The sequence below is a fragment of the Streptococcus mitis SK575 genome (genome assembly GCF_000257865.1).
Lineage (GTDB): Bacteria > Bacillota > Bacilli > Lactobacillales > Streptococcaceae > Streptococcus > Streptococcus mitis_CQ.
Window position 1 is genome coordinate 1 of record NZ_AICU01000010.1, and the last position, 26,725, is coordinate 26,725.

Genomic DNA, 26,725 nt, shown 5'->3' on the forward strand with positions numbered 1-26,725 from the left:
TGCTAAGAAAGTATTTGCTAATGCAGACGCAAGTCAAGCAGAAGTGGATGCAATGGTTAAACGTATCGAAGACTTCATGGCGAAAGTTGCTTCATCAACTGATCATGCAACTCCAGCTAACGACCAAGCTGCTCAAAAACCAGCTGTAGCTCCAGCTACTACTCAAGCAGCGGCTAATGCTGGTCAAACAGCATCAGCACAAGCAAACGCGCGTAAAGCAGCTAAAGAATTGCCAAATACAGGTACAGCAGATTCTACTGTAGCTATGGTAGCAGCTGCCGCAAGTGCATTACTTGGTCTTGGTCTTGCAGGCCGTCGTCGTAAAGAAGACGAAGAAGCTTAATTGGTAGATTGTTTGATAATTATCAGATGATAAGTCCGATTTTCAAAGCTTAAACAAGTACCTCTCATAAGAAAATCTCCTAGCAGGAAAGTCTGCTAGGAGATTTTTGCATTTCAGGAAGTTGATGAGTGATTTGGCAACCAGCTAAGTGTAAAGGTTAGTTGCTCAGCTTTTAAGAGGTCTTGGTGTTGAATAGTTGATACTAGAGTTGTGTCCAGTCGGCATTCTTTGACAAAGTTAAAATGGTTGTGGTTTTGCTCAGTATGAATATCTAGCCATTTACCTTTTTTAGCAAGGTAGATACGGAGGTGGTTAAAGAGAGGGATTCCGAGATCATAGCTGGGCTTTCCTGGACAGGTCGGATAAAAACCGAGAGCTGACCAGATGTACCAGGCTGAGAGACTGCCATTGTCTTCATCGCCAGGATAGGCTTTCCAGCTTGGGTGAAAGGCTTTCTGACGTAAGGTCTTGATAAGAAGGGCAGTGTAGTCAGGGTAATCGCTGTAGCGGAAGAGATAAGGAATGTGGAAGCTCGGCTGGTTGGAAATGGCGAGTTGCCCAAAAGGAGCAGTAGCCATTTCGCTCATTTCGTGAATCTCGTAACCATAGCCTGTTGTCTCAAAGAGGGGAGCATCTTGACAGGTTTTCAAAAGATAGTTGCTGAAGGCTTCTTTTCCACCCATAAGCTGGATTAAGTCTGGGATGTCGTGGAGAACGCCTAAAGTTGCTTGGATGGCTGAACATTCGGCATAATCACGTCCCCAACTATAAGGAGAGAAGTCAGGGCGGAAGTTGCCTTGATTGTCTCGCGCTCGTATGTAACCTGTCTCAGCATCAAATAGATGGCGGTAATTTTGTGAAGCAGTCTTGTAGGTTTCAGCGATTGCTATTTTCCCTAGTTTTTCGGCACAGCTGGCGATACAAAAGTCACTATAGGCATAGTCTAGAGTATGGCTAACACTTTCGTGGTGGTCTGTGGATAGATAGCCCAGTTCTTGGTATTGGGCTAGTCCATGGCGACCATTGATGCCGAGAGGGTCGGACTTGCTGGCTGTTTCAAGCATGGTTTGGAGGAGTTCTTCTTCCAAGTCGGGAGCCATGTCCTTGCAGGCGCTATCTGCGATAATGCCGTCTAAAAGGGTACCTGGCATCATGCCCCGTTCATCTGGGGCCAGCCATTTTGGAAGGAAACCAGTATCGCGGTAGTTATTGATAAACCCTTCTAAGAAGCGGTGGTAGTGTTCCGGTATGATAAGGGCAAAGAGGGGGAAGGTGGTGCGGAAGGTATCCCAGAAACCATTGTTGCTGAAGAGGACACCGGGCTTGACAGTTCCAGTAGCCAAATCTATGTGGATGGCTTGCCCAGATTTATTAACCTCATAAAAAGTCTGTGGGAAGAGGAAGAGTCTGTAAAGGCAGTGATCAAAGAAGGTTCGGTCAGCTTCTCCTGTCTCTATAACGTCAAAACGATGGAGAAGATTTTCCCAGTCCGCTTGGGCATTTGCTTTACAGCCTTCAAAATCTTCTTGAGGTAGATTAAGCAGTGCTTGAGAAGGAGAGATGAAAGAAGTCGCTAGCTGAATTTCAGCATGACTATCTGACAGGTCGATTCGCCAGTCTCCGTCTTCTTGATTGACAGCAAGGATATCCGTGTTTATTTGCAGAGAAGTGAACAGTATCAGTAGATTTTTGTTGGTTTCAGTTTTACCTTCTTGTCGCAGGGCAAGAGTTCGCTTATCTACTTGCTCTACTGTCAGTTCATCTGCTGCGTGAAGGTAGAGGGAGAGTGCTTTGCCTTGCTTTTGCTCCAAACGAATAGAAGCACCGTAGCAAGTCGGTGTGAGCTGGCTTTCAATCTGATAGCGCAGGGAGAAAATCTTCAGATAATGAGGTTGGAAAGAGGCTTTTTCGATATCATAAGAAGACTGGCGGTGAAAGAGGCTGTCTCCCCCTAGCTGGCCTGTGACAGGTGTCAGAAGGAGCCAAGAGTAGTCTCCAATCCAAGGGCTGGGCTGGTGGGTCAATCGAATCCCCTGAAAAATGGGCAGATGCGGATCGAAAAACCAAGAGCCCTCCTGATCACTGGTCTGGGGTACAAAGTAATTCATCCCAAAAGGCACGCCTGTGTATGGCAGGGTATTTCCCCGAGAAAAGGCATGCTTGCTGGCAGTTCCAAAGCGGGTATCGATGGTTTCAAGTAGTGGTTTCATGGTCTTTCCTTTAGCTGTTTTTCTACATTATATCAGAAAAAGAGGGCCTTTAGAAAAGGAGTTTCAAAGATAACTATTTTGTAGAAAAATGACTATCATTTGTGTATGTATTTTCTGTCTCAAAAGCTATATACTGAAAATGAATCTTGTTTGAAAGAGGATACTGCACGATGATTTATTCAAAAGAAATTGTTAGAGAATGGCTAGATGAAGTTGCAGAGCGGGCTAAGGACCATCCAGAGTGGGTGGATGTTTTCGAGCGTTGCTACACCGACACCTTGGACAATACGGTTGAAATCTTAGAAGACGGTTCAACTTTTGTCTTGACTGGGGATATTCCTGCTATGTGGCTTCGAGATTCGACAGCCCAACTCAGACCCTACCTGCATGTGGCTAAAAGAGATGCCCTCCTGCGTCAGACCATTGCAGGTTTGGTTAAACGTCAGATGACCTTGATTCTAAAGGATCCTTATGCCAATTCCTTTAATATTGAGGAAAACTGGAAGGGGCACCACGAGACCGACCACACCGACCTTAATGGCTGGATTTGGGAACGCAAGTACGAGGTAGACTCGCTTTGCTATCCTTTGCAGCTGGCTTATCTCCTCTGGAAAGAAACTGGCGAGACTAGTCAATTTGATGAAACTTTTGTCACAGCGACTAAGGAAATTCTCCATCTTTGGACAGTGGAACAAGACCACACCAACTCTCCTTATCGTTTTGTTCGTGATACCGATCGTAAGGAAGATACCTTGGTAAATGATGGCTTTGGACCTGATTTTGCAGTGACAGGTATGACTTGGTCAGCTTTTCGTCCGAGTGATGACTGTTGTCAGTATAGCTACTTGATTCCGTCAAATATGTTTGCTGTAGTAGTCTTGGGTTATGTCCAAGAAATCTTTGCAGAATTGAATCTAGCTGATAGCGAGAGAATTATTGCTGACGCCAAGCGCCTCCAGTCTGAAATCCAAGAAGGAATCGAAAACTACGCTTACACCACCAACAGCAAGGGCGAAAAGATTTATGCCTTTGAAGTGGATGGTCTAGGAAATGCCAGCATCATGGATGATCCAAACGTACCAAGTTTGTTGGCTGCACCTTATCTGGGCTACTGCGATATTGACGACGAAGTTTATCAAGCCACTCGCCGTACCATTCTGAGCCCTGAAAATCCCTACTTCTACCAAGGAGAATACGCTAGCGGTCTCGGAAGTTCTCATACCTTCTATCGCTATATCTGGCCAATTGCTCTGTCTATCCAAGGCTTGACAACAAGAGATAAGGCAGAGAAGAAATTCTTGCTGTATCAGCTGGTTGCTTGCGATGGTGGTACAGGTGTTATGCATGAAAGCTTCCACGTAGATGACCCAACTCTCTACTCTCGTGAATGGTTCTCTTGGGCCAACATGATGTTCTGTGAATTGGTCTTGGATTACTTGGATATTCGCTAAGGAGCGCGCTTTAGCGAAACTGATTCTTGGAAAGAATCACAAATTTACATTTAAAACGTTAACAATAAAAATTTAAATTTAGAATGAGGTTTTACTTCATGGAAAATGTTGTCGTACATATTATCTCACATAGTCACTGGGACCGTGAGTGGTACTTGCCTTTTGAAAGCCACCGTATGCAGTTGGTGGAATTATTTGACAATCTCTTTGATCTCTTTGAAAATGACCCTGAGTTCAAGAGCTTCCACTTGGATGGTCAAACCATTGTCCTTGATGACTACTTGGAGATTCGCCCTGAAAATCGCGACAAAGTCCAACGATACATCGACGAAGGCAAACTTAAAATTGGTCCCTTTTACATCTTGCAGGATGACTACTTGATCTCCAGTGAAGCTAACGTCCGCAATACCTTGATTGGCCAAGCAGAATGTGCAAAATGGGGCAAATCAACCCAGATTGGTTACTTCCCAGATACCTTTGGAAATATGGGACAAGCGCCTCAAATTCTTCAAAAATCAGGCATTCATGTAGCAGCTTTTGGTCGTGGTGTGAAGCCGATTGGATTTGACAACCAAGTCCTCGAAGATGAGCAGTTTACTTCCCAGTTTTCAGAAATGTACTGGCAGGGTGCGGACGGAAGTCGTGTCCTCGGGATTCTCTTTGCTAACTGGTACAGTAATGGGAATGAAATTCCAGTTGATAAAGATGAGGCCTTGACCTTCTGGAAACAAAAATTATCAGACGTGCGTGACTATGCTTCGACCAACCAATGGTTGATGATGAACGGCTGTGACCATCAGCCTGTCCAGAAAAATTTGAGTGAAGCCATTCGTGTGGCAAATGAACTCTTCCCAGATGTAACCTTTGTTCATAGTTCCTTTGATGAATATGTTCAAGCCGTGGAAAGTGCCCTACCAGAGCAGTTATCAACGGTTACAGGTGAGTTGACCAGTCAGGAAACTGATGGCTGGTACACACTTGCCAACACTTCTTCATCTCGTATTTATCTCAAACAATCCTTCCAAGAAAATAGCAACCTCCTAGAGCAAGTTGTAGAACCCTTGACTATTATTACGGGTGGACATAACCACAAGGACCAGTTGACCTATGCTTGGAAAACTCTTTTGCAGAACGCGCCCCATGATAGTATCTGTGGCTGTAGCGTGGACGAAGTTCACCGCGAGATGGAAACGCGTTTTGCCAAGGTTAATCAAGTTGGAAACTTTGTTAAGACCAATCTTCTTAACGAATGGAAGGGTAAAATCGCTACAGCTAAGGCTCAAAGTGATTATCTCTTTACTGTCATTAACACAGGCTTGCATGATAAGGTCGATACTGTCAGCACAGTGATTGATGTTGCGACTTGTGATTTTAAGGAATTGCACCCAACAGAAGGTTACAAGAAGATGGCTGCTCTTACTTTGCCAAGTTATCGTGTGGAGGACTTGGATGGGCGTCCTGTAGAGGCTAAAATCGAAGACCTTGGAGCTAATTTTGAGTACGATTTACCAAAAGACAAGTTCCGCCAAGCTCGTATTGCTCGTCAAGTGCGCGTGACCATCCCAGTTCACCTAGCGCCGCTTTCTTGGACAACTTTCCAATTGATGGAAGGAGAGCAAGAACACCGTGAAGGCATTTACCAAAATGGAGTGATCGATACGCCATTTGTAACGGTGAGAGTGGATGACAACATCACAGTCTATGATAAGACAACTCACGAAGCCTATGAAGATTTTATCCGCTTCGAAGACCGTGGTGACATCGGAAACGAGTATATCTATTTCCAACCAAAAGGAACAGAGCCAATCTATGCAGAGCTTAAGGGCTACGATGTCTTGGAAAACACAGCTCGCTACGCTAAGATTTTGCTCAAACATGAATTGATCGTGCCTGTCAGTGCAGATGAAAAGCTAGAAGAAGAGCAAAAAGGCATCATCGAGTTTATGAAGCGTGAAGCTGGACGTTCAGAAGAATTGACAAGCATTCCTCTTGAAACTGAGATGACTATCTTCGTTGATAATCCACAAATCCGTTGCAAGACTCGCTTTACCAACACTGCCAAAGACCACCGTATCCGTCTTTTGGTCAAGACTCACAACACGCGTCCAAGCAATGATTCTGAAAGCATCTATGAGGTGGTGACACGACCAAACAAACCAGCTGCTTCATGGGAAAATCCTGAAAATCCTCAACACCAACAAGCCTTTGTCAGTCTGTATGACGATGAAAAAGGGGTGACTGTATCCAATAAGGGATTGAATGAATACGAAATCCTTGGAGACGACACCATTGCCGTGACTATTTTGCGTGCATCAGGTGAGCTAGGTGACTGGGGTTACTTCCCAACACCAGAAGCACAATGCTTGCGTGAGTTTGAAGTCGAGTTTGCGCTTGAATGCCACCAAGCCCAAGAACGCTTCTCAGCTTTCCGTCGTGCTAAAGCCTTGCAGACACCGTTTACCAGCCTTCAGCTTGCTAGACAGGAAGGAAGCGTGGCTGCGACTGGTAGCCTCTTGAGCCATTCTGTTCTCAGCATACCGCAAATCTGTCCAACAGCCTTTAAGGTAGCTGAAAATGAAGAAGGCTATGTTCTTCGCTACTACAATATGTGTAGTGAAAATGTACGTGTACCGGAAAGTCAACATCTCTTCCTTGACCTACTTGAACGACCATACCCAGTTCATAGAGGCCTCATTTCACCACAAGAGATTCGTACAGAATTCATCAAAAAAGAAGAAATTTAATTTCAACAAGTAAACATAAAAAGAAAGGAGGGGCGAAAAGGTAAGAACTAACTACTGATTCGCCCCTTTTTATGGTAAAAACAATGACCATTGCAACAATTGATATCGGAGGGACTGGGATTAAGTTTGCCAGTCTGACTCCTGATGGGAAAATACTGAATAAGACAAGCATTCCAACGCCTGAAAGTTTGGAGGATTTACTAGCTTGGTTAGACCAGCGCTTGTCAGAACAGGATTACAGTGGGATTGCTATGAGCGTTCCAGGTGCAGTCAATCAAGAAACTGGTGTGATTGATGGCTTCAGTGCGGTGCCCTACATCCACGGCTTTTCTTGGTATGAGGCGCTTAGTTCTTATCAGATTCCTGTCCATCTGGAAAATGATGCCAACTGCGTTGGACTCAGTGAATTACTGGCTCATCCAGAATTTGAAAATGCAGCCTGTGTCGTGATTGGGACAGGGATTGGCGGAGCCATGATTATCAATGGTAGACTTCATCGAGGTCGCCATGGCCTGGGTGGAGAATTTGGCTACATGACCACCCTTGCCCCTGCTGAAAAGCTCAACAACTGGTCGCAACTAGCGTCAACTGGAAATATGGTGCGATACGTGATTGAAAAATCTGGTCAGACTGATTGGGACGGTCGCAAGATTTACCAAGAGGCCGAAGCAGGAAATGCCCTTTGTCAAGAAGCCATTGAGCGCATGAATCGTAATCTGGCGCAAGGCTTGCTCAATATTCAGTATCTCATCGATCCAGATGTCATCAGTCTGGGAGGTTCTATCAGTCAAAATCCAGATTTCATCCAAGGTGTCAAGGAAGCTGTTGAATACTTTGTCGATACCTACGAAGAATACACGGTCGCACCAGTTATCCAAGCCTGCACCTATCATGCAGATTCCAATCTCTACGGTGCCCTTGTCAACTGGCTACAGGAGGAAAATCAATGGTAAGATTTACAGGAATTAGTGACAAACAAGCGCAAGCTATAGAGTTGCTTCAAAAGCACATTTCTTTACCAGATGTGGAAGTATCTGTCGCTCAGTCTGACCAAGCCTCTATCTCTATCAAGGGTGAGGGTGGCCACTATCAACTAACCTATCGCAAACCCCACCAACTTTATCGAGCCTTGTCCCTATTGGCAACATCCCTAGCAGAAGGTGACAAGGTAGAGATTGAGGAGAAGGCGGCTTATGAAGATTTAGCCTACATGGCTGACTGTTCTCGAAATGCGGTGCTGAATGTGGCTGCTGCCAAGCAGATGATTGAGGTCTTGGCTCTCATGGGCTACTCAAGCTTTGAACTTTACATGGAAGACACCTACCAGATTGAAGGGCAGCCTTACTTTGGCTATTTCCGTGGAGCCTACTCAGCTGAGGAATTGCAGGAAATCGAAACCTATGCCCAGCAGTTTGATATGACCTTTGTGCCATGTATCCAGACCTTGGCTCACTTGTCAGCCTTCGTCAAATGGGGTGTCAAAGAAGTCCAGGAGCTCCGTGATGTGGAGGATATTCTTCTCATTGGCGAAGAAAAGGTCTATAACCTGATTGATGGGATGTTTGCTACTCTATCTAAACTACAAACTCGCAAGGTCAATATCGGGATGGACGAAGCCCACTTGGTTGGCTTGGGACGTTACTTGATATTGAATGGTGTTGTGGACCGTAGTCTCCTCATGTGCCAACACTTGGAGCGCGTGCTGGATATTGCTGACAAGTATGGTTTCCACTGCCAGATGTGGAGCGATATGTTCTTCAAGCTCATGTCAGCGGATGGCCAGTACGATCGTGATGTGGAAATTCCAGAAGAAACTCGTGTCTACCTAGACCGTCTCAAAGACCGTGTGACCTTGGTTTACTGGGATTATTACCAGGATAGCGAGGAAAAATACAACCGTAATTTCCGCAACCATCACAAGATTAGCCATGACCTTGCCTTTGCAGGTGGAGCTTGGAAGTGGATTGGCTTTACACCTCACAACCATTTCAGCCGTCTAGTAGCTATTGAGGCTAATAAAGCCTGCCGTGCTAATCAGATTAAAGAAGTCATTGTGACGGGTTGGGGGGACAATGGTGGGGAAACAGCCCAGTTTTCTATCCTACCAAGTCTGCAAATCTGGGCAGAACTCAGCTACCGCAATGACCTAGACCGTTTGTCTGCTCATTTCCAGACCAATACAGGTCTATCGGTTGAAGATTTTATGCAGATTGACCTTGCCAACCTCTTGCCAGATTTGCCGGACAATCTCAGTGGCATCAATCCCAACCGCTATGTCTTTTATCAGGATGTTCTCTGTCCGATCCTTGATCAACACATGACACCTGAACAGGACAAACCGCACTTCGCTCAGTCTGCTGAGACGCTTGCTGACATTAAAGAAAAAGCTGGCAACTATGCTTACCTCTTTGAAACTCAGGCCCAGTTGAATGCCATTTTAAGTAGTAAAGTGGATGTGGGACGACGCATTCGTCAGGCTTACCAAACGGATGATAAAGAAAGTCTGCAAGAAATCGCCAGACAAGAATTACCAGAACTCAGAAGCCAAATTGAAGACTTCCATGCCCTCTTTAGCCACCAATGGCTTAAAGAAAACAAGGTCTTTGGTTTGGATACAGTTGACATCCGTATGGGCGGACTCTTGCAACGCATCAAGCGAGCAGAAAGCCGTATCGAGGCTTATCTGGCTGGCCAGCTTGACCGCATCGATGAGCTGGAAGTAGAAATTCTGCCATTTAATGACTTCTACGCAGACAAGGACTTCGCAGCCACAACAGTCAACCAATGGCATACTATTGCGACAGCTTCGACGATTTATACAACCTAAAACAAGAACACCTTGCTTGGCGCAGGGTGTTTCGCGTGAAACATCCCTTTCTTCAAAAGTACTCCACATAAAATAATTTGTGGAGTTTTTTCTATAATTAGGAGTTTAACCTAATCTGCAAATAGGAGTATACTAATAATGTAATCGTTATCAAAAGTCTAAAAAGGAATTTTTAGATGGATATCAAAATAAAAAGGGAGGAAATTATGAATAAGTTTTCAAAAACCTTGAGAGACAACTGGATCTTTCTCTTGATGGTTTTGCCGGGGGCACTCTGGTTGATTCTATTCTTCTACATTCCAGTATTTGGGAACGTGGTTGCCTTTAAAGACTACCACATGACCAGTAATGGATTTATAGATAGTATCGTGAATAGTAAATGGGTCGGACTCGATAATTTCAGATTCTTGTTTAGTTCAAAAGACGCCTTTATTATCACACGAAATACTGTCCTCTACAATCTCGGCTTTATCTTTATTGGCTTGATTGTATCTGTAGGGATTGCCATCATCCTCAGTGAACTCCGTTCTAAGAGAATGGTTAAGATCTTCCAAACTTCCATGTTGTTCCCTTACTTCTTGTCTTGGGTTATCATCAGTTTCTTTACAGATGCTTTCCTAAACATCGATAAAGGGGTGTTCAACCATTTCCTAGAATCTATCGGAATGAAGGAAATCAATTTCTACGCTAACTTGGGCATCTGGCCATATCTTCTACTTTTCCTAGGTATTTGGAAAGGTTTTGGATATAGCAGTGTCATGTACTATGCGACAATCATGGGAATTGATCCAACCTACTACGAAGCAGCGACAGTGGATGGGGCCAGCAAATGGCAACGAATTCGCAATGTAACCATTCCTCAGTTGACACCGCTGGTAACCGTATTGACTATCCTTGCAGTCGGAAATATCTTCCGTGCAGACTTTGGTCTCTTCTACCAAATCCCCCACAATGCTGGTCAGCTTTATAACGTAACCAATGTCTTGGACGTATATGTATATAATGGCTTGACTCAGACAGCGGATATAGGGATGGCTTCAGCGGCAGGTCTCTATCAATCAGTAGTCGGCTTGATTCTGGTTATCCTATCAAACTTACTTGCAAGACGAGTTGATCCAAACTCAGCCTTGTTCTAGAAAGGAGGAGAATATGGCAGAAAAGAAAATTAAAAAAGAAAAAATTGATAATGTCGGCATTCACTCCTTCAGTAAGAAAGCAGATATCTTCTTTAGTACCATTTCTGGTTTGGTTGCCCTCTCTTGTATCCTACCCTTCGTATTCGTTATCGTTATTTCGGTGACAGATGAAAAGAGTATCCTTCAAAATGGATATAGTTTCTTCCCATCCCAATTTGGATTAGACGGATTTGAGTTTTTGGCACAGTTTAAGGATAAAATCCTCCAAGCCCTCTTCATCTCAGTCTTTGTAACCGTAGTTGGGACATTGACAAATGTCTTTATCACAACAACTTATGCTTACGCCATTTCACGGACAACCTTTAAGTATCGCAGATTCTTTACAATCTTCGTTCTACTTAGTATGTTGTTCAACGCTGGTTTGGTACCAGGTTATATCATGGTAACTCGTGTACTTCAGCTTGGTGACACTGTTTGGGCCTTGATTGTTCCAATGCTTCTCTCACCATTCAATATTGTTTTGATGCGTTCCTTCTTCAAGAAGACGATTCCCGAAGCTATTCTCGAATCCGCTCGTATCGATGGTGCTAGTGAGGCTCGGATTTTCTTCCAAATCTGTTTGCCATTGTCACTACCAGGTATCGCAACCATCACGCTCTTGACAGCTCTTGGTTTCTGGAATGACTGGTTCAATGCCCTTCTTTACATCAAGAGTGACAACTTGTATCCATTGCAATATTTGCTCATGCAAATCCAGCAAAATATGGATTACATCGCCAAAGCAGTCGGCCTATCTGGTCAACTGGGAGTTGCTCTTCCAAAAGAAACAGGTCGTATGGCCATGGTTGTGGTGGCAACCCTTCCAATCGCGATTTTGTATCCATTCTTCCAACGCTACTTTGTAAAAGGTTTGACTATCGGTGGTGTGAAAGAATAGTGCTTGTTGAGAAAAATCATTTCTCATTTCCAAACTTCCCTTGCGTGAAGTTAAAATCATTAAATTGTTTATAAGTTTAAAAATAAAAAAAGGAGTTTTTATCATGAAAAACTGGAAAAAATATGCTTTTGCATCTGCTAGCGTAGTCGCTTTGGCTGCAGGTCTTGCTGCTTGTGGGAACCTTTCAGGTAACAACAAAAAAGCTGCTGACTCAGCTTCAGGTGATAAGACTGTTATCAAAATGTACCAAATCGGTGACAAACCAGATAACTTGGATGAATTGTTAGAAAATGCTAACAAAATCATCGGAGAAAAAGTTGGTGCCAAATTGGATATCCAATATCTTGGATGGGGTGACTATGGTAAGAAAATGTCAGTTATCACATCATCTGGTGAAAACTATGATATCGCCTTTGCAGATAACTACATTGTAAATGCTCAAAAAGGTGCCTATGCTGACTTGACAGAATTGTATAAGAAAGAAGGGGCAGAACTTTATAAAGCACTTGACCCAGCTTACATCAAAGGTAACACTGTAAACGGTAAAATTTACTCTGTTCCAGTTGCAGCCAACGTTGCATCATCTCAAAACTTCGCCTTCAACGGAACGCTTCTTGCTAAATACGGTATCGATATTTCAGGTGTTACTTCATACGAAACACTTGAGCCAGTCTTGAAACAAATCAAAGAAAAAGCTCCAGATGTAGTTCCATTTGCAGTTACTAAGAACTTCATCCCTTCTGAGAACTTTGACTACCCAGTAGCAAACGGTCTTCCATTCGTTATCGACCTTGAAGGGGACACTACTAAGATTGTAAACCGTTACGACGTTCCTCGTTTCAAAGAACACTTGAAGACTCTTCACAAATTCTATGAAGCTGGATACATTCCAAAAGACGTAGCAACAAGCGATACTTCATTTGACCTTCAACAAGATACTTGGTTCGTTCGTGAAGAAACAGTAGGACCAGCTGACTACGGTAACAGCTTGCTTTCACGTGTTGCGAACAAAGATATCCAAATCAAATCATTCACTAACTTCATCAAGAAAAACCAAACAACACAAGTTGCTAACTTTGTTATCTCAAACAACTCTAAGAACAAAGAAAAATCAATGGAAGTGTTGAACCTCTTGAACACTAACCCAGAACTCTTGAACGGTCTTGTTTACGGTCCAGAAGGCAAGAACTGGGAAAAAATTGAAGGTAAAGAAAACCGTGTTCGCGTTCTTGATGGCTACAAAGGAAACACTCACATGGGTGGATGGAACACTGGTAACAACTGGATCCTTTACATCAACGAAAACGTTACAGACCAACAAATCGAAGATTCTAAGAAACAATTGGCAGAAGCTAAAGAATCTCCAGCGCTTGGATTCATCTTTAACACTGACAGTGTGAAATCTGAAATCTCAGCAATCTCTAACACAATGCAACAATTCGATACAGCTATCAACACTGGTACTGTAGACCCAGACAAAGCTATTCCAGAATTGATGGAAAAATTGAAATCTGAAGGTGCCTACGAAAAAGTATTGAACGAAATGCAAAAACAATACGATGAATTCTTGAAAAACAAAAAATCATAAGATCAATTGATTTCGTGTATTCATTCCTAATTCCTAAAAACTGAATCACTGTTTTCCTCAGGCTTATCTGGGGGAGGCAGTGATTTTTTGAAACGAGAGCATAGATATCTATGTTGTTTTATCACTATTTAACCATTCAGGAAATTTCGAGAACCCTCTACAATTTCCAGTCAAATAAATTGCATTCGCTTTCTCAAGCAGGTATACTAGTATAGTTAGATAAAAAATTCTGAAAATTTAAGAATAGAAAAGAGAACAAATCTTATGGCAAAAGATATTCGTGTCTTACTTTACTACCTTTACACTCCAATTGAAAATGCAGAGCAATTTGCTGCAGACCACTTGGCTTTCTGTAAATCAATCGGCCTTAAAGGTCGTATCCTAGTCGCTGACGAAGGAATTAACGGAACAGTTTCAGGTGACTACGAAACAACTCAAAAATACATGGACTACGTTCATAGCCTCCCAGGCATGGAAGACCTCTGGTTCAAGATTGACGAAGAAAGTGAACAAGCCTTCAAGAAGATGTTCGTTCGCTACAAGAAAGAAATTGTCCACCTTGGTTTGGAAGACAACGACTTTGACAATGACATCAACCCACTTGAAACAACAGGTGCTTACTTGTCTCCAAAAGAGTTCAAAGAAGCCCTTCTTGACGAAGATACAGTTGTCCTTGACACACGTAACGATTATGAGTACGACCTAGGACATTTCCGTGGGGCTATCCGCCCAGATATCCGCAACTTCCGTGAGTTGCCACAATGGGTTCGTGATAACAAGGAAAAATTCATGGACAAGCGCGTCGTGGTTTACTGTACAGGTGGCGTTCGCTGTGAGAAATTCTCAGGCTGGATGGTCCGTGAAGGCTACAAAGATGTCGGCCAATTGCACGGAGGAATCGCAACCTACGGTAAAGACCCAGAAGTCCAAGGTGAGCTTTGGGATGGGAAAATGTACGTCTTTGACGAGCGTATTGCCGTAGATGTTAACCATGTCAACCCAACTATCGTAGGGAAAGACTGGTTTGATGGAACACCATGTGAACGTTATGTCAACTGTGGAAATCCATTCTGTAACCGTCGCATCTTGACATCAGAAGAAAATGAAGACAAGTACCTTCGTGGATGCTCACACGAGTGCCGTGTTCACCCACGTAACCGCTATGTTTCAGAAAATGAATTGACAGAAGCTGAAGTTGTCGAGCGCCTAGCCGCTATCGGTGAAAGCTTGGATCAAGCAGCTACAGTATAATATCAAACAGTCCTTAGGGGCTGTTTTTCTATGCTTTTTACTCAAAAATCTAAAGTTTGTTTCTGTATCTTTCAGAAAAATAAGGTATGCTATATGTAAACGATTTCAAAGGAGTCCAGTTATGACGAAAACATTTTTTATTCCAAATAAACAGAGCATTTTAGGAGAACAGGAAATTTTGACTGCCAAGTCCATCTTGGCCTTGGTAGATGGTTTGGAGTCGCATAGCTATGATGCAGTCTATCTCCGTCAGCCTCTTAACCGTCTCGAGTATATCGAATGTGCGATAGTGGGGCAATCACAATTTCTTTTTAAGGTCAGTTATGCTGATGGTCAAAAGGCTTACCGTGTCGATCTTCCTGACCTACTTACGAAGACAGACTGGCAGATTATCAAATCATTTTTAGATGCTCTGCTTGCTTACACAGGAACTGAGATTGAAGGACTAGATGGTTTTGATTTTGAAGCTTATTTCCAAGCAAGTATTCAAGCCTATCTGACAGATAATGCAGCTCGTTTTACGATTTGCCAAGGAATTTTTAATCCTGTTTTCTTTAGTCATGAGGACTTGAAAAGCTTTTTAGAGGCAGATGGTTTGGCACAGTTTGAAGCACGTGTACGTACAGTTCAAGAGACAGATGCTTACTTTGCAAGAGTTTCCTTCTATCAGGATGGAGAAGGACAAGTGCACGGTGTTTACCATCTGGCTCAAGGCGTCAAGACCGTTTTACCGAGAGAACCATTTGTTCCTGTAGCCTATATTGAGCAATTGGTGGATAAGGAAGTCAAGTGGGAGATTGACTTGGTTCAAATCACAGGAGACGGCTCTAAACCAGAAGACTATGAAGCCATTGCCCGCTTGAACTATGCAAAATTCCTAGAATCACTACCATCAGCATCTTACCACCAACTAGATGCCAATCAATTAGAAGTGCAACCCATCCTAGGACAAGATTTTAAAACATTAGCACAAGAAAAGTAAAGCAGAAGCAGGTCAATCGACTTGCTTTTTTACATAGAAAAAATCCTGCCATGAAAGACAGGATTGAAGTTTAAAGAAAGGCCAAGATACGAAGATAATCCCCGATTAGTGCCACTTCAGCTACAAAGAAGAGGAGGATGATCACTCCGTTCACAAGGACAGACAAGAATAACTGATAGAAGGAGTCGGTTTCACTTGCTTGACTTGGTCTTGTAATGATATGGAGGCTAGCAAGTAGAATGATTCCAATGCTAATCACACACAAAAGAGCTGAAAATCGTAGACTATCAAAGAAGGAAAAGAAACTAGCAATGGCAGTGAGGAAGATTGGAATTGCCAAGAGTTGACTATATTGTTGGAGAACCTTTTCTAGCGTCCAGTCCTTTTCTTGGTAGATAAATCGTCTCACAACGAAACTGCCCAAGAGGAATGAAAAGAAGAAGAGTGTTGTCGCTACTAGGATAGAGATAATCGAAAAGAGATTTAATGAAGCAAATTGTTCGGGGAAGTGGCTGTTTATAGTTGCTATATGTCCATAGTAAGCATGTTTGATGTGGTAGATACTAAAGAAAAAGGAAGATGCAGAACACAGAATGAGCAAGAGAAAGGCTGTGTAGCTGTGTGTGCTACTTGTTTCAAGCTTGCTTGTAGGAGATTTGAGAGCCTCCACTAGCCAAGACCAAAAATCAAGCGCTTGCTCTTTCCATTTATCCGTAGATTTTAGAGTTTGGTCGGGGATATAGGGACTTTCTAAGGATTGACTGATAAGAAGGGGCTCTTTCGTGGTTGGTTTTTGCTGAGGAAGTGCTTCTTGACTCTCTTCAGCTATAGTGACTTTTTCTGTTTCTTTAGAAAGGTCTTGCTCTTCCTCAGTAGAATCTAATGCTTTCTTTTCTTCTATTTCTGTTCTCGCTTCACCGTTTTCAGGCGTTTCAATTTTCTCTTCTTGCTGGCTTTCCAGTTCGACTTCAGCTTGAGAGACGTCCTCCTCTACTTGAGTATTTTTTTCAATTGGTGTATCGAGATCGGCTATCCTTTCTTCAGCCTTGTCTGCAACATCTTGGGCTTGTTCATCAGGCTTGTTCTTGCTTGTTGTTTTTACAAAATCATTACTTTCAAACCATTCTTGTTTCATGGTAGAACCTCCTTTTTAGTTAGATAAATATGCTTCCATAGTAGCAAATGTAAGCGCTTTTGTCAACGCCTGTTTGGTATGGATACTAGAGTGATATCATCATCAGCTCTCGCAATGAGTTGATCCTTGACATCAGCTTTTTCAGTTTTGTAAGGGTTACTTAATTCTGTGTATTTTGATCCAGGTTTTTCTCTTGTTGCTTGTAAGATAGAACCATAGTTACTTGAGATATCCCAATTAATTCGTTGGCTTTCTTTTTGCGTCAGAGTGATTGAGAGATGGTCTTTAGAAGTTAATTCTACCTTGCCGTGAACTTGGATATTTTCAGCGTGGAAGTGCTTCTCTGTTGACTCTAGCTGACTATCTGTAAGGTCTGTATCAAAGATATTAACGATATTAGGGGTTGTGAGTTTACTGTTTTTGATACGACTTCCTTCAATTCGGAGGATATAGCTGTTTGTATTGAGGGTCGCATTTTCAAGGCTAGCATTTATGATGGTGGTTTGTCCACGATTGGCTGACACGTTGATCCCTTTTAGACTTCTTCCTTTTGGTAATTGGAGAATAACTTCATCAAAACGACTAGAGTAGCTGCTTGCGACATGGAGAATCCCGCCAATTCCAGAAGAGAGAAACGGACTTTCAGACAGTTTCTTATCAGTGAGGCTTAGAGTTTTGTCGTTTTGATTTGTGACAAGATCATGGTTAGCAGAAATAGATGGATGATAAGAAATGTGAATTTGATCATCGAAAGAGTCTGTGATGGTCAGTGCGTGTTGGTGGAGCGTGATATCTAGGTTTTCGACTTCCTTGCCAAAGGTCAGCTCTTCCATACGACTATCATAGACAGGCTCCTTGGACATGGCAAGCAGACTCTTAATCCCGTCAGATTGGATACCTACAAAAAGAAGGATAAAGCCGATAACGGTAGTCACCACACCAAAAATGAGAAATCCTTTTGTCAATTTACGCATGCTGGTCACCTCTCTTTCCTTTTTTGAGAACAAATTGTACCAGGCGAACAATGAGTAGACCGAAGAAGCGGGCTACATAGGAAATACCTAGTAAGACTAGTGAAGAAGCACCGATAGCCAGTAAACCAGCACCAAAAATCAAGATAAAGGCTGATTTGGCTTGGGCGAGGACAGTGAAACTTTCAACTAAAAATAGGAATCCGCCGATGATACCAAGTATGGAAACCGCAAAGAAAGCCAAGATGACAGTAAAGGCTGCCACAAGGATTGCGAACAGGGTCACGAGGATGGCGATTCCCAGAGGAATACCGATGGGTGCTGCAAGGAGAGCTAACAAGGCGACATGCAAAATTTGTCGGTTATTCTTTTGTGCGGGTGCTTCATTGATTTTTTTATCGAGAAGATTGGAGAGAACTTCGTGGGCCGCTTCTTTGGGAGTTCCCAAGCTAGCGATGAGTTCTTCTTCTCCTTCGACTCCAGCATCGTCAAAGAGTTCCCTGAAATAGTCCATGGCTTCAATTTGGTCAGCCTGAGGCAGTTTTTTGAGATAGAGTTCTAGCTGAGTCAGGTATTCAGTTCTTGTCATGGCGGATACTCCCTTCTATGATGCCATTGATGGTGTCTGTATAGAGTGCCCATTCATCTTTTAGGGTCACGAGCTGTTCTATACCACCATTTGTCAAGGAGTAGTATTTGCGCATGCGACCTTGGAACTCTCTAGAATAGGTTGTCAGAAAGCTATTGCCTTCCAATTTTTTTAGGATAGGATAGAGTGTAGATTCTTTGATATTAGCGATCAGCTTAATGGTTTGGCTAATCTCATAACCATAAGAATCATCCTGCTCCAGTACAGCCAAGATGAGAAATTCAATCAAGGCAGAGGATGTTGGAAAGTACATGGGGAACCTCCTTTTCTAATGTATAAGATTTTTATATATAATTTTTCTACACATACATTGTACATCTAAATGAAAGCCCTGTCAAGAGAAATGTGTAAAATTTTTATATATAAAAAACTCCTAGGAAAAACTAGAAGTTTAGAGGATTATACATCAGTTATTCGGCAGAATTCTATATTTTAAAGATAAGCTAGAATAATGATTTATAATCTAGGATATTATCTCTTATGCCGTCTAGCAAAGGGATAAACTCAGTAAAATCGAATTCTTTATAATTTTTCAGAACATGCTTTGAAAGAATTTCTTTTCCATAATAATTTGCTCCACCACCTTTGGAGAATGTCTTCCCTTTTAAAATGGGTGGTAAATTACGTGACAATAATAGGTCTTCAATATCAGAAGAATTCCCATTATTTCTATTGGATAATAACGGCGTTGCCATTATGTACAAATTATTTTTCTTAGTAATCCTATTAAATGATGTGCCTCTAACTTGACCTAGAACATTGCTACTAACTTTTAAATCAACAGCATGGTTACAAAATTTAAAAAGTGGATTACCGGAAGGCTCGTTATCAAATAAAAATATAGTAGGATTTTTGGGTTTTTTTGTTGTTAAATTAGAAAAATACTCTATATAATTAGGATACAGTTCCTTGTAAATATCTTTTCCATCATTTGTTGTAGGAAAACGCTGCTTAAAAAAATTTGAAGGTATTTGATTAGAAAAATAATTATACCAATATTTAAAACCTTCACCTCCTTCTGGTACATTGAAAAGGTACTCTATTGTATTAGTATGGTTTAGAAATTCAATTTTAAATGTAAACTTATTCCCACTTTTTTCAATAAGTTCTGGATATTTTTGATAAAGATTTTTTAAAGCTGCTTTAATATATCGTGGATCAGTTTTTCCTTCTGTTATAATTATAGGTTTGTCATTCCCGAAAAAATATTTATAAAATAGAAATTTTTTATATTCTTTTTCCTTGGAATTAAATAAAGACATATAAACTTCTTTTTCATTTTCTGGGATACTGTAGAGCTCTGTTGGTAAATTATAAGTATTATGTTTTCTATTATAGAATGATTCTTTTCGCAAATCTTTATTATAAAAGATATATTTCCAATAATATTTTGATTCAGATTTTTTTGATGAATTTCTTCCTAATAAATATTTTTGTGAATCTAGATTATTTTGTATCAGGGATTTTTTATAAAGTAGGTAGTTGTTGTATTGATCTATTTGAAAAATAAAAGCAAAGCGTCCCGTTAGTTGATTGATCGTTCCTGGTGTTTTATCTATTTCAAAAGCTCCATCTTTGTATAATTGAAAAGCCATTGCACGAGTGTTTTTTATGTATTCTCTTTTTACATTTATTTTCTTATTGACAACTAACCCAGTAACTTCTTGGCGTTGCATGTTATTACTCAATCGTGTTTTTTTAGGATTGATTTCAAATCCAGATGAGACGATCAGCTCCTCTAATTCAGCTAAAAAGTTTTCTAACTCTTCGCTTGCTCTCAATTTATTAGAGTTTAATTCACGATTTGTCGAAAAAGTCATATCATCGGCATATCTAGAATATGTAAAACGATATTTTTTAGCAATTTTGACAATCCTATAATCTAAAATTCTAGTAATTAAATTTGTGATTATAGGAGAAGACGGAGCTCCTTGCGGTAGCTTACCTTGATAACACGCAATTTGTGCGATTACAGTAGCAATTTCTGGTGAAACAGCAAAATCCCTGTCTTTTATAAAGAAGCCTCTTACTCTTCCAAAATTAAAAGAATCAAAAAAGTTTTTCAAGTCAATATTCAGAATGTATTTCTTGTTTCGATGCATTTGAGAGTTGGTAATAATGCTCTTCCCTTTTTCAAATGCATGAGATAGAACAGGTGTTTTAAACTTTCTATCCATAGATTTAGATTCTATGCTTTCAAGGTAACATTCCCATAAAACATTAGACAGTTTTTTCTGAAGGAACTTCAACTCTTTTTTCGGGGCATGTATAACTCTTTCTCCTCCATTTTTTTTAGGAATAATAATTGGTGGTTTATATAGGTTATCGATTGTTACATTGTATAATAGATGGTTAATGTATCTGGCGTTTTTAAAACCAAGAAGTCTTGCAAAGTCATCCTTGGTTTTTAATTGATTTAATTTAGTCATTATCTTATCCTTAATAAAAAAGCGCATGAAAACTCTTATGCGAACGACAGTATAAAAATCTTCCTTCTGCAGATATAAAACATACTGCAATTTTTTCTGGAAGAAATCTAATTGCCTTAGTTTGGGGATTACTGGAGTGAGCTGAACACTCTGGTAACATTTTTGTTAATACTTGCGAACACACAAGTCAAAAATCTAATCATGCGCAATTTTATTCTATCACAAAACAATCTGTTAATCTAGCATTAAGATATCTGAACTATAAATTTTTATTAACACCTCAAAAAACCAGACAGAGTCTGGCTTTGCATTGTTTATAGCTGGGATGGATTTTAGAAAAATTAAAGGATCTTATCAGCTCTGTCTACTGTAAAGAGGGCCACAGTCATCAGGATATCGACGAGCAAGAGAGCAGCTACAGCTGGTACCCATGAGTGGAACAGGTCAAAACTGTAACCAAAGAGAGTCGGTCCAAAGGCTGCTAGGATATAGCCTCCTGTTTGAGATAGACCAGACAATTGGGCTGTCTTTTCAGGTGCGCTTGTCTTGAGTGAAAAGTTGACCATGAGATAAGGGAAGAGGGCGCTGGTTGCAGTTCCGATGAGAAGATGGATGGCAAGCCAGTAAATGAAACTATTGATCGGGAAGAAGAGCATGGAAATGCCGACCACACCAGCTAGTGAAACCAGAGTGAGCATAAGCTGACGGTTGCGAGTAGATAAACTAGTTGTCAGGCTTGGGATGGTCATTGAAAAAGGAATGCTAATCAGAGAGAAGATAGAGGTCAGCAAGCCAGCTTCGTGACTGGATAGACCTGCGTGGATAGCCATAGTAGGTAGCCAGGTCATAGCAGTGTAAAAGAGCAAGGATTGAAAACCGGCAAAGACAATAACTGCCCAGACCTGTTTATTACGCATGACCTTTGCTTTGCTTTTTTGTTTGGTTTGTGGAGCCAGTCTGTGATTATAGCGGTGATTTGGCAACCAGACCAAAAAAGTTGCTAGACAGAGCAGGGTGAGGAGGATGATAAGTCCTTTCCAAGAACTGGCTTGTGTAATAGGTACAGCTAGATAGGAAGCCAGAGCCGTCGCAACCCCCATAGAAGTTACATATAAGGTGGTCAGAAAACCAATTTTCTTTGGTTGATTGGCTTGGATAAGACTAGGAAGCAGCACATTGATGACTGCGATGCTTGCCCCAACCATCAAGGTTCCTAGATAGAGGAGAGGCAGATTGATTAGTCGAATGAGAGAACCGATGGTCAAGAAGAAAAGGCTGTAGGTGAAGAGATGCTCCAAGCAGATTTTTTGAGCCAGTCGGGTAGAAAAGAGTGAGAAGAGGGTAAACATGAGGAGAGGAAGGCTGGTCAAGACACCAAGCGAACTAACTTCTACTCCCAGCCCTTGCGAAATATCTCCCAAAATAATGGGTAAAACAGTAAAAGGAGTCCGCAAGGAAACACCAATCAGGATAATACCTGGAACAAAAAAGAGTGATTGCTTTTTCATATAATACCTCTTCTAGCTGATTTTAATAACAGCTTATTTTAAGGTTTTTTCCTTATAATGTCAAGTAAGGTTTTGGACTTTCAAGATAAAAATGGGAAAGTCTTGAAAATTATGATAAAATAGTGGAAGGAAATCTATACATTGGAGAAAAACTGTGTCTGAAAAGCAAAAAATCAGCGTATTGATGTCGGTCTATATCAAGGAAAATCCGACATTTTTAAAGGATGCTATTGAGAGCGTTCAAAATCAGACCCTGAAACCGAGCGAGTTGGTTCTGGTTGAGGATGGGCCTTTGACACCTGAGCTCTATCAGGTGTTAGACCAGCTTGAAGCTGAGTCTGATATTCCAGTGAAACGCTATCCTCTTGAGCAGAATCAAGGTTTGGGTCTGGCTCTTCGACAGGGTGTTTTGCAGTGTCAGTATGATATTATTGCCCGTATGGATACGGATGATATAGCTGTTCCAGACCGTTTTGAGAAACAGGTTCAGCTAATGGAGAAGAACAACCTTGACCTATTAGGTGGCCATATTGCAGAGTTTATTGACAATCCTGATGAGATTGTTTCTTACCGTCGTGTTCCAACCCAACATGCAGATATTGTAGCTTATCAAAGGATGAGAAGTGCCTTTAACCACATGACTGTCATGTTCAAAAAGGATATGGTTCTCAAGGCAGGCAACTATGAGGATGGCCTTTATATGGAGGATGACCTCCTCTGGCTCAACATGATTGCTGCAGGAGCCAAGACTGGAAATCTGGATCAAATCTTGTGTAAGGTTCGTGTCGGAGCAGGGATGTTTGAGCGTCGTGGGGGACTGCGTTACCTCAAACTCTATCGTCAGGCTCGCCAGCGCATGCTGAAGAGAGGGCAAATTTCTTACATGGAGTATGCCAAGAGTGTTGCGATTCAGATGGTTGTTGCCCTTTGTCCCGGATTTGTCCGACAGTTTATTTTTATGAAACTGTTACGAAAAAGCAAGTAAAAGATTGTAGCAAATCGTAAACTGGATAAAAAGTGTTATAATAACAATATAACTATCCAGCTCTTTTAAGGAGGAGTAAATTTCTATGAATAAAAAACTCACAGATTATGTGATTGATCTGGTGGAAATTTTAAATAAACAACAAAAGCAGGTTTTCTGGGGAATATTTGATATTTTCAGTATGGTGGTTTCCATCATTGTATCTTATATTTTATTTTATGGGCTGATTAATCCAGCACCTGTTGACTACATCATCTATACGAGTTTGGCCTTCCTGTTCTATCAATTGATGATTGCATTTTGGGGCTTGAACGCTAGTATTAGTCGTTACAGCAAGATCACAGATTTTATGAAAATCTTTTTTGGTGTGACTGCGAGCAGCGTCTTGTCTTATGGAATCTGCTATGCCTTCTTGCCACTCTTTTCAATCCGTTTCATCATTCTCTTTATCTTGTTGAGTACCTTCTTGATTTTATTGCCACGGATTACTTGGCAGTTAATCTACTCTAGACGCAAAAAAGGCAGTGGTGATGGAGAACACCGCCGTACTTTCTTGATTGGTGCTGGTGATGGCGGAGCCCTCTTTATGGATAGTTACCAACATCCAACCAGTGATTTGGAACTTGTTGGTATTTTGGATAAGGATGCGAAGAAAAAGGGACAAAAACTTGGTGGGATTCCTGTTTTGGGTTCATATGATGAATTGCCTGAATTAGCTAAACGCCATCAAATCGAGCGTGTTATCGTTGCGATTCCGTCGCTTGACCCGTCAGAATATGAACGTATCTTGCAGATGTGTAATAAGCTGGGTGTCAAATGTTACAAGATGCCTAAGGTTGAAACTGTTGTTCAGGGACTTCACCAAGCAGGTGGAGGCTTCCAGAAGATTGATATCACAGACCTTTTGGGTCGTCAGGAAATTCGTCTTGACGAATCGCGTCTGGGCGCAGAACTGACAGGTAAGACAATCTTGGTTACAGGTGCTGGAGGTTCAATCGGTTCTGAAATCTGTCGCCAAGTTAGTCGCTTCAATCCTGAACGCATCGTCTTGCTCGGTCATGGGGAAAATTCAATCTACCTTGTTTATCATGAATTGATTCGTAAGTTCCAAGGGATTGATTATGTGCCAGTTATCGCAGATATTCAAGACTATGATCGTCTCTTGCAAGTCTTTGAGCAGTACAAGCCAGCTATTGTTTATCATGCGGCTGCCCACAAGCACGTTCCTATGATGGAGCGCAATCCAAAAGAAGCCTTCAAAAACAATATTCGTGGAACCTACAATGTTGCTAAGGCTGTTGATGAAGCCAAAGTACCTAAGATGGTTATGATTTCGACAGATAAGGCAGTTAATCCACCAAATGTTATGGGAGCAACCAAGCGCGTGGCTGAGTTGATTGTCACTGGCTTTAACCAACGTAGCCAATCAACCTACTGTGCGGTTCGTTTTGGAAATGTTCTTGGTAGCCGTGGTAGTGTCATTCCAGTCTTTGAACGTCAGATTGCTGAAGGTGGGCCTGTAACGGTGACAGACTTCCGCATGACCCGTTACTTTATGACCATTCCAGAAGCTAGCCGTCTGGTTATCCATGCCGGTGCCTATGCCAAGGATGGAGAAGTCTTTATCCTTGATATGGGCAAACCAGTCAAAATTTATGACTTGGCCAAGAAAATGGTGCTTCTAAGTGGACACACCGAAAGTGAAATTCCAATTGTTGAAGTTGGAATCCGTCCAGGCGAAAAACTTTACGAAGAACTCTTGGTATCAACCGAGCTTGTTGATAACCAAGTTATGGATAAGATTTTCGTTGGTAAGGTTAATGTTATGCCTCTAGAAGCCATTGATCAAAAAATTGAAGAGTTCCGCACTCTTAGTGGAGATGAGTTGAAGCAAGCCATTATCGCCTTTGCCAATCAAACAACACACGTTGAATAAAAAAGAAAAGCGCATATTATCAGGTCTTTAAAAGTGGTCTTGATAATATGCGTTTTGTTATGTAGAGACTTACTTCATTTTCTTCTGAAATAGAGTTGTCGCCCAGTCTATGTTATTGAAAATACTCCAAAACTTCTAAGGGTTTGTGGGCGATATAATCAGGTTGATAGTTTAGCAAGTCTGCTTGCTCTCCAAATCCCCAAGTGACGGCTAATTTCTGAATGCCTGTTTCTTGAGCTCCCAGCATATCAAACTTGGTATCTCCAATGATGATGGCTTGTTCAGGTGCTAGTTGATGTGTCTGCAAGGTTTGGCGAATAACGTCTGCCTTATGGGGTGCTTCAGGGCTGGAACCATAAATGCCATCAAAGAAATGATAGATTCCCAAGTTTTTTGTCATGTCTTGAGCGGTTGGAGTATTCTTTGTAGTGGTGATATAAAGAGGGTAATTGCTAGATAACTCCTTAAGCAAGTCTATAATTTGAGGAAAGAGTTGAGCTTCATGGATGCCTTTTGCCTTGTAGTAAGAACGGTATATCTGGACAGCCTCAGAAATTTGGTCTTTGGGAAGGCAAGTCGCAAAACTACTTTCAAGGGGCGGTCCCATAAAACTACGAATCGTTTTGGCATCAGGACTAGGCACCCCCAGTTCCTTAAAAGTATGAGTAAAGGCATTGTGAATCCCGATAGAACTGTCAACGAGGGTTCCATCCAGATCGAAAAAGATAGCTGTGATAGAGGTCATGGTTTCTCCTATTTGATAAGCTTATTCTCCGAAAATTTCTTTTTGTAAGCGACGACCAGTAGGGGTGGCAGCGAGTCCACCTTCAGCTGTTTCACGAAAGGCAGTTGGCATGCTTGCTCCTACTTGATACATGGCATCGATAACTTCATCCACAGGGATTTTAGATTCGATACCTGCCAAGGCCATGTCTGCTGCGATGAAGGCAAAGCTAGCTCCCATGGCATTGCGTTTAACACAGGGAACTTCAACTAAGCCGGCAACAGGGTCACAGATGAGGCCCAGCATATTTTTAATGACAAAGGCAATGGCCTGGCTGGCCTGATAAGGTGTTCCGCCTGCAGCTAGAGTCAAGGCTGCAGCACTCATAGCAGAGGCCGAACCAACCTCGGCCTGACAGCCACCTTCAGCACCTGAGATAGAGGCATTGTTTGCGATGACTAGTCCAAAGGCACCGGCAGCAAAGAGGAAATCCAGCTGTTGTTCGTGGCTGAGGTCTAATTTTTCAATAGCAGCTGTTAGAACTGAGGGCAGACAGCCAGCACTTCCTGCGGTCGGAGTGGCACAAACCAAGCCCATTTTAGCATTGTGTTCATTGACTGCGATGGCATTTCGGGCAGCCGAGAGAATCGTATAATCTGATAGAGTTTTTCCGTTTTTGATGTAGTGATCCAATTTGGCAGCATCTCCACCTGTCAGGCCACTACGAGATTTATTTTCATTGAGGCCAAGTTGGACAGAGGCTTTCATGACTTCCAGATTGCGTTCCATGAGAAGGAAGACTTCTTCACGTTCGCGACCGGTCAATTCAAATTCTGTTGTAATCATGAGTTCTGCGACATTTCCTTGAAAGTCCAGTTCTGCCTGCTCGACCAATTCTTTGATAGAATAAAACATGCTT

The 26,725-nt window shown here is 41.8% G+C and carries 21 protein-coding genes; 12 read left to right on the forward strand and 9 right to left on the reverse strand.

Annotated features, from left to right (window positions below):
• A partial coding sequence (locus tag HMPREF1048_RS03505; protein WP_000629272.1) for an LPXTG cell wall anchor domain-containing protein occupies positions 1-343 on the forward strand: 343 nt, incomplete at its 5' end.
• 113 nt (positions 344-456) lie between these two features.
• Here the strand turns inward: HMPREF1048_RS03505 and HMPREF1048_RS03510 are convergent.
• Entirely contained in the window at positions 457-2,553 is a 2,097-nt protein-coding gene (locus tag HMPREF1048_RS03510; RefSeq protein WP_000803433.1) for a GH92 family glycosyl hydrolase, read from the reverse strand.
• Positions 2,554-2,723: 170 nt separating this feature from the next.
• Here HMPREF1048_RS03510 and HMPREF1048_RS03515 point away from each other — a divergent pair, with 170 nt between their 5' ends.
• The 9 genes from HMPREF1048_RS03515 (at position 2,724) to HMPREF1048_RS03555 (ending at position 15,469) form a co-directional block, all read left to right on the forward strand.
• A complete protein-coding gene (locus HMPREF1048_RS03515) occupies positions 2,724-4,004 on the forward strand; it encodes a glycoside hydrolase family 125 protein (RefSeq protein WP_000640500.1) in 1,281 nt (426 codons plus the stop codon).
• Between the two features lie 98 nt (positions 4,005-4,102).
• Positions 4,103-6,748 carry an alpha-mannosidase gene (locus HMPREF1048_RS03520; protein ID WP_000432734.1) on the forward strand — a complete coding sequence of 882 codons (2,646 nt, stop codon included), beginning with the start codon at positions 4,103-4,105 and terminating at the stop codon, positions 6,746-6,748.
• 83 nt (positions 6,749-6,831) lie between these two features.
• A complete protein-coding gene (locus HMPREF1048_RS03525) occupies positions 6,832-7,701 on the forward strand; it encodes an ROK family protein (RefSeq protein WP_004248306.1) in 870 nt (289 codons plus the stop codon).
• Positions 7,695-9,575 (forward strand): beta-N-acetylhexosaminidase, encoded by a 1,881-nt coding sequence (locus tag HMPREF1048_RS03530; RefSeq protein WP_000251370.1) that lies wholly within the window; start codon positions 7,695-7,697, stop codon positions 9,573-9,575. Before HMPREF1048_RS03525 ends, HMPREF1048_RS03530 begins: the two co-directional genes overlap by 7 nt.
• A gap of 206 nt (positions 9,576-9,781) precedes the next feature.
• Entirely contained in the window at positions 9,782-10,711 is a 930-nt protein-coding gene (locus HMPREF1048_RS03535) for an ABC transporter permease (RefSeq protein ID WP_001032153.1), read from the forward strand.
• A 13-nt stretch (positions 10,712-10,724) separates the two neighbouring features.
• Positions 10,725-11,648: a carbohydrate ABC transporter permease gene (locus HMPREF1048_RS03540; protein ID WP_000818354.1), complete on the forward strand. Its 924-nt coding sequence runs from the start codon at positions 10,725-10,727 to the stop codon at positions 11,646-11,648.
• A gap of 103 nt (positions 11,649-11,751) precedes the next feature.
• On the forward strand, positions 11,752-13,236 hold the full coding sequence (locus HMPREF1048_RS03545; protein WP_000800388.1) for an ABC transporter substrate-binding protein: 1,485 nt from the start codon (positions 11,752-11,754) through the stop codon (positions 13,234-13,236).
• A gap of 264 nt (positions 13,237-13,500) precedes the next feature.
• Positions 13,501-14,487, forward strand: a complete 987-nt coding sequence (trhO, locus tag HMPREF1048_RS03550) for an oxygen-dependent tRNA uridine(34) hydroxylase TrhO (protein ID WP_001030021.1) — start codon at positions 13,501-13,503, stop codon at positions 14,485-14,487.
• Positions 14,488-14,608: 121 nt separating this feature from the next.
• Positions 14,609-15,469, forward strand: coding sequence for a DUF4299 family protein (locus HMPREF1048_RS03555; RefSeq protein ID WP_000167724.1), 861 nt, complete (start codon positions 14,609-14,611; stop codon positions 15,467-15,469).
• Between the two features lie 70 nt (positions 15,470-15,539).
• On the opposite strand, the gene HMPREF1048_RS03560 is transcribed toward HMPREF1048_RS03555, so the two are convergent.
• The 6 genes from HMPREF1048_RS03560 to HMPREF1048_RS03585 form a co-directional block, all read right to left on the reverse strand.
• Positions 15,540-16,604, reverse strand: coding sequence for a DUF6574 domain-containing protein (locus tag HMPREF1048_RS03560; protein WP_000808424.1), 1,065 nt, complete (start codon positions 16,602-16,604; stop codon positions 15,540-15,542).
• Positions 16,605-16,666: 62 nt separating this feature from the next.
• Positions 16,667-17,578, reverse strand: coding sequence for a DUF4097 family beta strand repeat-containing protein (locus HMPREF1048_RS03565; protein WP_001229054.1), 912 nt, complete (start codon positions 17,576-17,578; stop codon positions 16,667-16,669).
• Positions 17,571-18,164, reverse strand: a complete 594-nt coding sequence (locus tag HMPREF1048_RS03570; RefSeq protein ID WP_000198702.1) for a DUF1700 domain-containing protein — start codon at positions 18,162-18,164, stop codon at positions 17,571-17,573. The genes HMPREF1048_RS03565 and HMPREF1048_RS03570 overlap by 8 nt, the downstream gene beginning before the upstream one ends.
• Complete coding sequence (locus tag HMPREF1048_RS03575; protein ID WP_000273858.1) at positions 18,151-18,477, reverse strand: PadR family transcriptional regulator; 327 nt, start codon at positions 18,475-18,477, stop codon at positions 18,151-18,153. The genes HMPREF1048_RS03570 and HMPREF1048_RS03575 overlap by 14 nt, the downstream gene beginning before the upstream one ends.
• A 190-nt stretch (positions 18,478-18,667) precedes the next feature.
• On the reverse strand, positions 18,668-20,653 hold the full coding sequence (locus HMPREF1048_RS03580; protein WP_025171900.1) for a retron Ec67 family RNA-directed DNA polymerase/endonuclease: 1,986 nt from the start codon (positions 20,651-20,653) through the stop codon (positions 18,668-18,670).
• Between the two features lie 341 nt (positions 20,654-20,994).
• On the reverse strand, positions 20,995-22,161 hold the full coding sequence (locus HMPREF1048_RS03585; protein ID WP_000744879.1) for a CynX/NimT family MFS transporter: 1,167 nt from the start codon (positions 22,159-22,161) through the stop codon (positions 20,995-20,997).
• Positions 22,162-22,315: 154 nt separating this feature from the next.
• Here HMPREF1048_RS03585 and HMPREF1048_RS03590 point away from each other — a divergent pair, with 154 nt between their 5' ends.
• Both HMPREF1048_RS03590 and HMPREF1048_RS03595 read left to right on the forward strand, forming a co-directional pair.
• Positions 22,316-23,146, forward strand: a complete 831-nt coding sequence (locus HMPREF1048_RS03590) for a glycosyltransferase (protein WP_001291459.1) — start codon at positions 22,316-22,318, stop codon at positions 23,144-23,146.
• An 85-nt stretch (positions 23,147-23,231) separates the two neighbouring features.
• On the forward strand, positions 23,232-25,082 hold the full coding sequence (locus HMPREF1048_RS03595; RefSeq protein WP_001035687.1) for a polysaccharide biosynthesis protein: 1,851 nt from the start codon (positions 23,232-23,234) through the stop codon (positions 25,080-25,082).
• A gap of 112 nt (positions 25,083-25,194) precedes the next feature.
• On the opposite strand, the gene HMPREF1048_RS03600 is transcribed toward HMPREF1048_RS03595, so the two are convergent.
• Both HMPREF1048_RS03600 and sdaAA read right to left on the reverse strand, forming a co-directional pair.
• Positions 25,195-25,827, reverse strand: coding sequence for an HAD family hydrolase (locus HMPREF1048_RS03600; protein ID WP_000200884.1), 633 nt, complete (start codon positions 25,825-25,827; stop codon positions 25,195-25,197).
• Between the two features lie 21 nt (positions 25,828-25,848).
• Positions 25,849-26,721, reverse strand: a complete 873-nt coding sequence (gene sdaAA, locus HMPREF1048_RS03605; RefSeq protein ID WP_000500050.1) for an L-serine ammonia-lyase, iron-sulfur-dependent, subunit alpha — start codon at positions 26,719-26,721, stop codon at positions 25,849-25,851.
• Positions 26,722-26,725: the final 4 nt, after the last annotated feature.

Excerpts from the sequence above, each read along its gene's own strand:
- HMPREF1048_RS03540 (WP_000818354.1), top strand. The coding sequence starts at position 10,725 with ATGGCAGAAAAGAAAATTAAAAAAGAAAAAATTGATAATGTCGGCATT.
- HMPREF1048_RS03570 (WP_000198702.1), bottom strand. The coding sequence starts at position 18,164 with ATGACAAGAACTGAATACCTGACTCAGCTAGAACTCTATCTCAAAAAA.
- HMPREF1048_RS03510 (WP_000803433.1), bottom strand. The coding sequence starts at position 2,553 with ATGAAACCACTACTTGAAACCATCGATACCCGCTTTGGAACTGCCAGC.
- HMPREF1048_RS03535 (WP_001032153.1), top strand. The coding sequence starts at position 9,782 with ATGAATAAGTTTTCAAAAACCTTGAGAGACAACTGGATCTTTCTCTTG.
- HMPREF1048_RS03525 (WP_004248306.1), top strand. The coding sequence starts at position 6,832 with ATGACCATTGCAACAATTGATATCGGAGGGACTGGGATTAAGTTTGCC.
- HMPREF1048_RS03560 (WP_000808424.1), bottom strand. The coding sequence starts at position 16,604 with ATGAAACAAGAATGGTTTGAAAGTAATGATTTTGTAAAAACAACAAGC.
- sdaAA (WP_000500050.1), bottom strand. The coding sequence starts at position 26,721 with ATGTTTTATTCTATCAAAGAATTGGTCGAGCAGGCAGAACTGGACTTT.
- HMPREF1048_RS03600 (WP_000200884.1), bottom strand. The coding sequence starts at position 25,827 with ATGACCTCTATCACAGCTATCTTTTTCGATCTGGATGGAACCCTCGTT.
- HMPREF1048_RS03575 (WP_000273858.1), bottom strand. The coding sequence starts at position 18,477 with ATGTACTTTCCAACATCCTCTGCCTTGATTGAATTTCTCATCTTGGCT.
- trhO (WP_001030021.1), top strand. The coding sequence starts at position 13,501 with ATGGCAAAAGATATTCGTGTCTTACTTTACTACCTTTACACTCCAATT.
- HMPREF1048_RS03555 (WP_000167724.1), top strand. The coding sequence starts at position 14,609 with ATGACGAAAACATTTTTTATTCCAAATAAACAGAGCATTTTAGGAGAA.
- HMPREF1048_RS03565 (WP_001229054.1), bottom strand. The coding sequence starts at position 17,578 with ATGCGTAAATTGACAAAAGGATTTCTCATTTTTGGTGTGGTGACTACC.
- HMPREF1048_RS03580 (WP_025171900.1), bottom strand. The coding sequence starts at position 20,653 with ATGACTAAATTAAATCAATTAAAAACCAAGGATGACTTTGCAAGACTT.
- HMPREF1048_RS03595 (WP_001035687.1), top strand. The coding sequence starts at position 23,232 with ATGAATAAAAAACTCACAGATTATGTGATTGATCTGGTGGAAATTTTA.
- HMPREF1048_RS03585 (WP_000744879.1), bottom strand. The coding sequence starts at position 22,161 with ATGAAAAAGCAATCACTCTTTTTTGTTCCAGGTATTATCCTGATTGGT.
- HMPREF1048_RS03515 (WP_000640500.1), top strand. The coding sequence starts at position 2,724 with ATGATTTATTCAAAAGAAATTGTTAGAGAATGGCTAGATGAAGTTGCA.
- HMPREF1048_RS03545 (WP_000800388.1), top strand. The coding sequence starts at position 11,752 with ATGAAAAACTGGAAAAAATATGCTTTTGCATCTGCTAGCGTAGTCGCT.
- HMPREF1048_RS03530 (WP_000251370.1), top strand. The coding sequence starts at position 7,695 with ATGGTAAGATTTACAGGAATTAGTGACAAACAAGCGCAAGCTATAGAG.
- HMPREF1048_RS03520 (WP_000432734.1), top strand. The coding sequence starts at position 4,103 with ATGGAAAATGTTGTCGTACATATTATCTCACATAGTCACTGGGACCGT.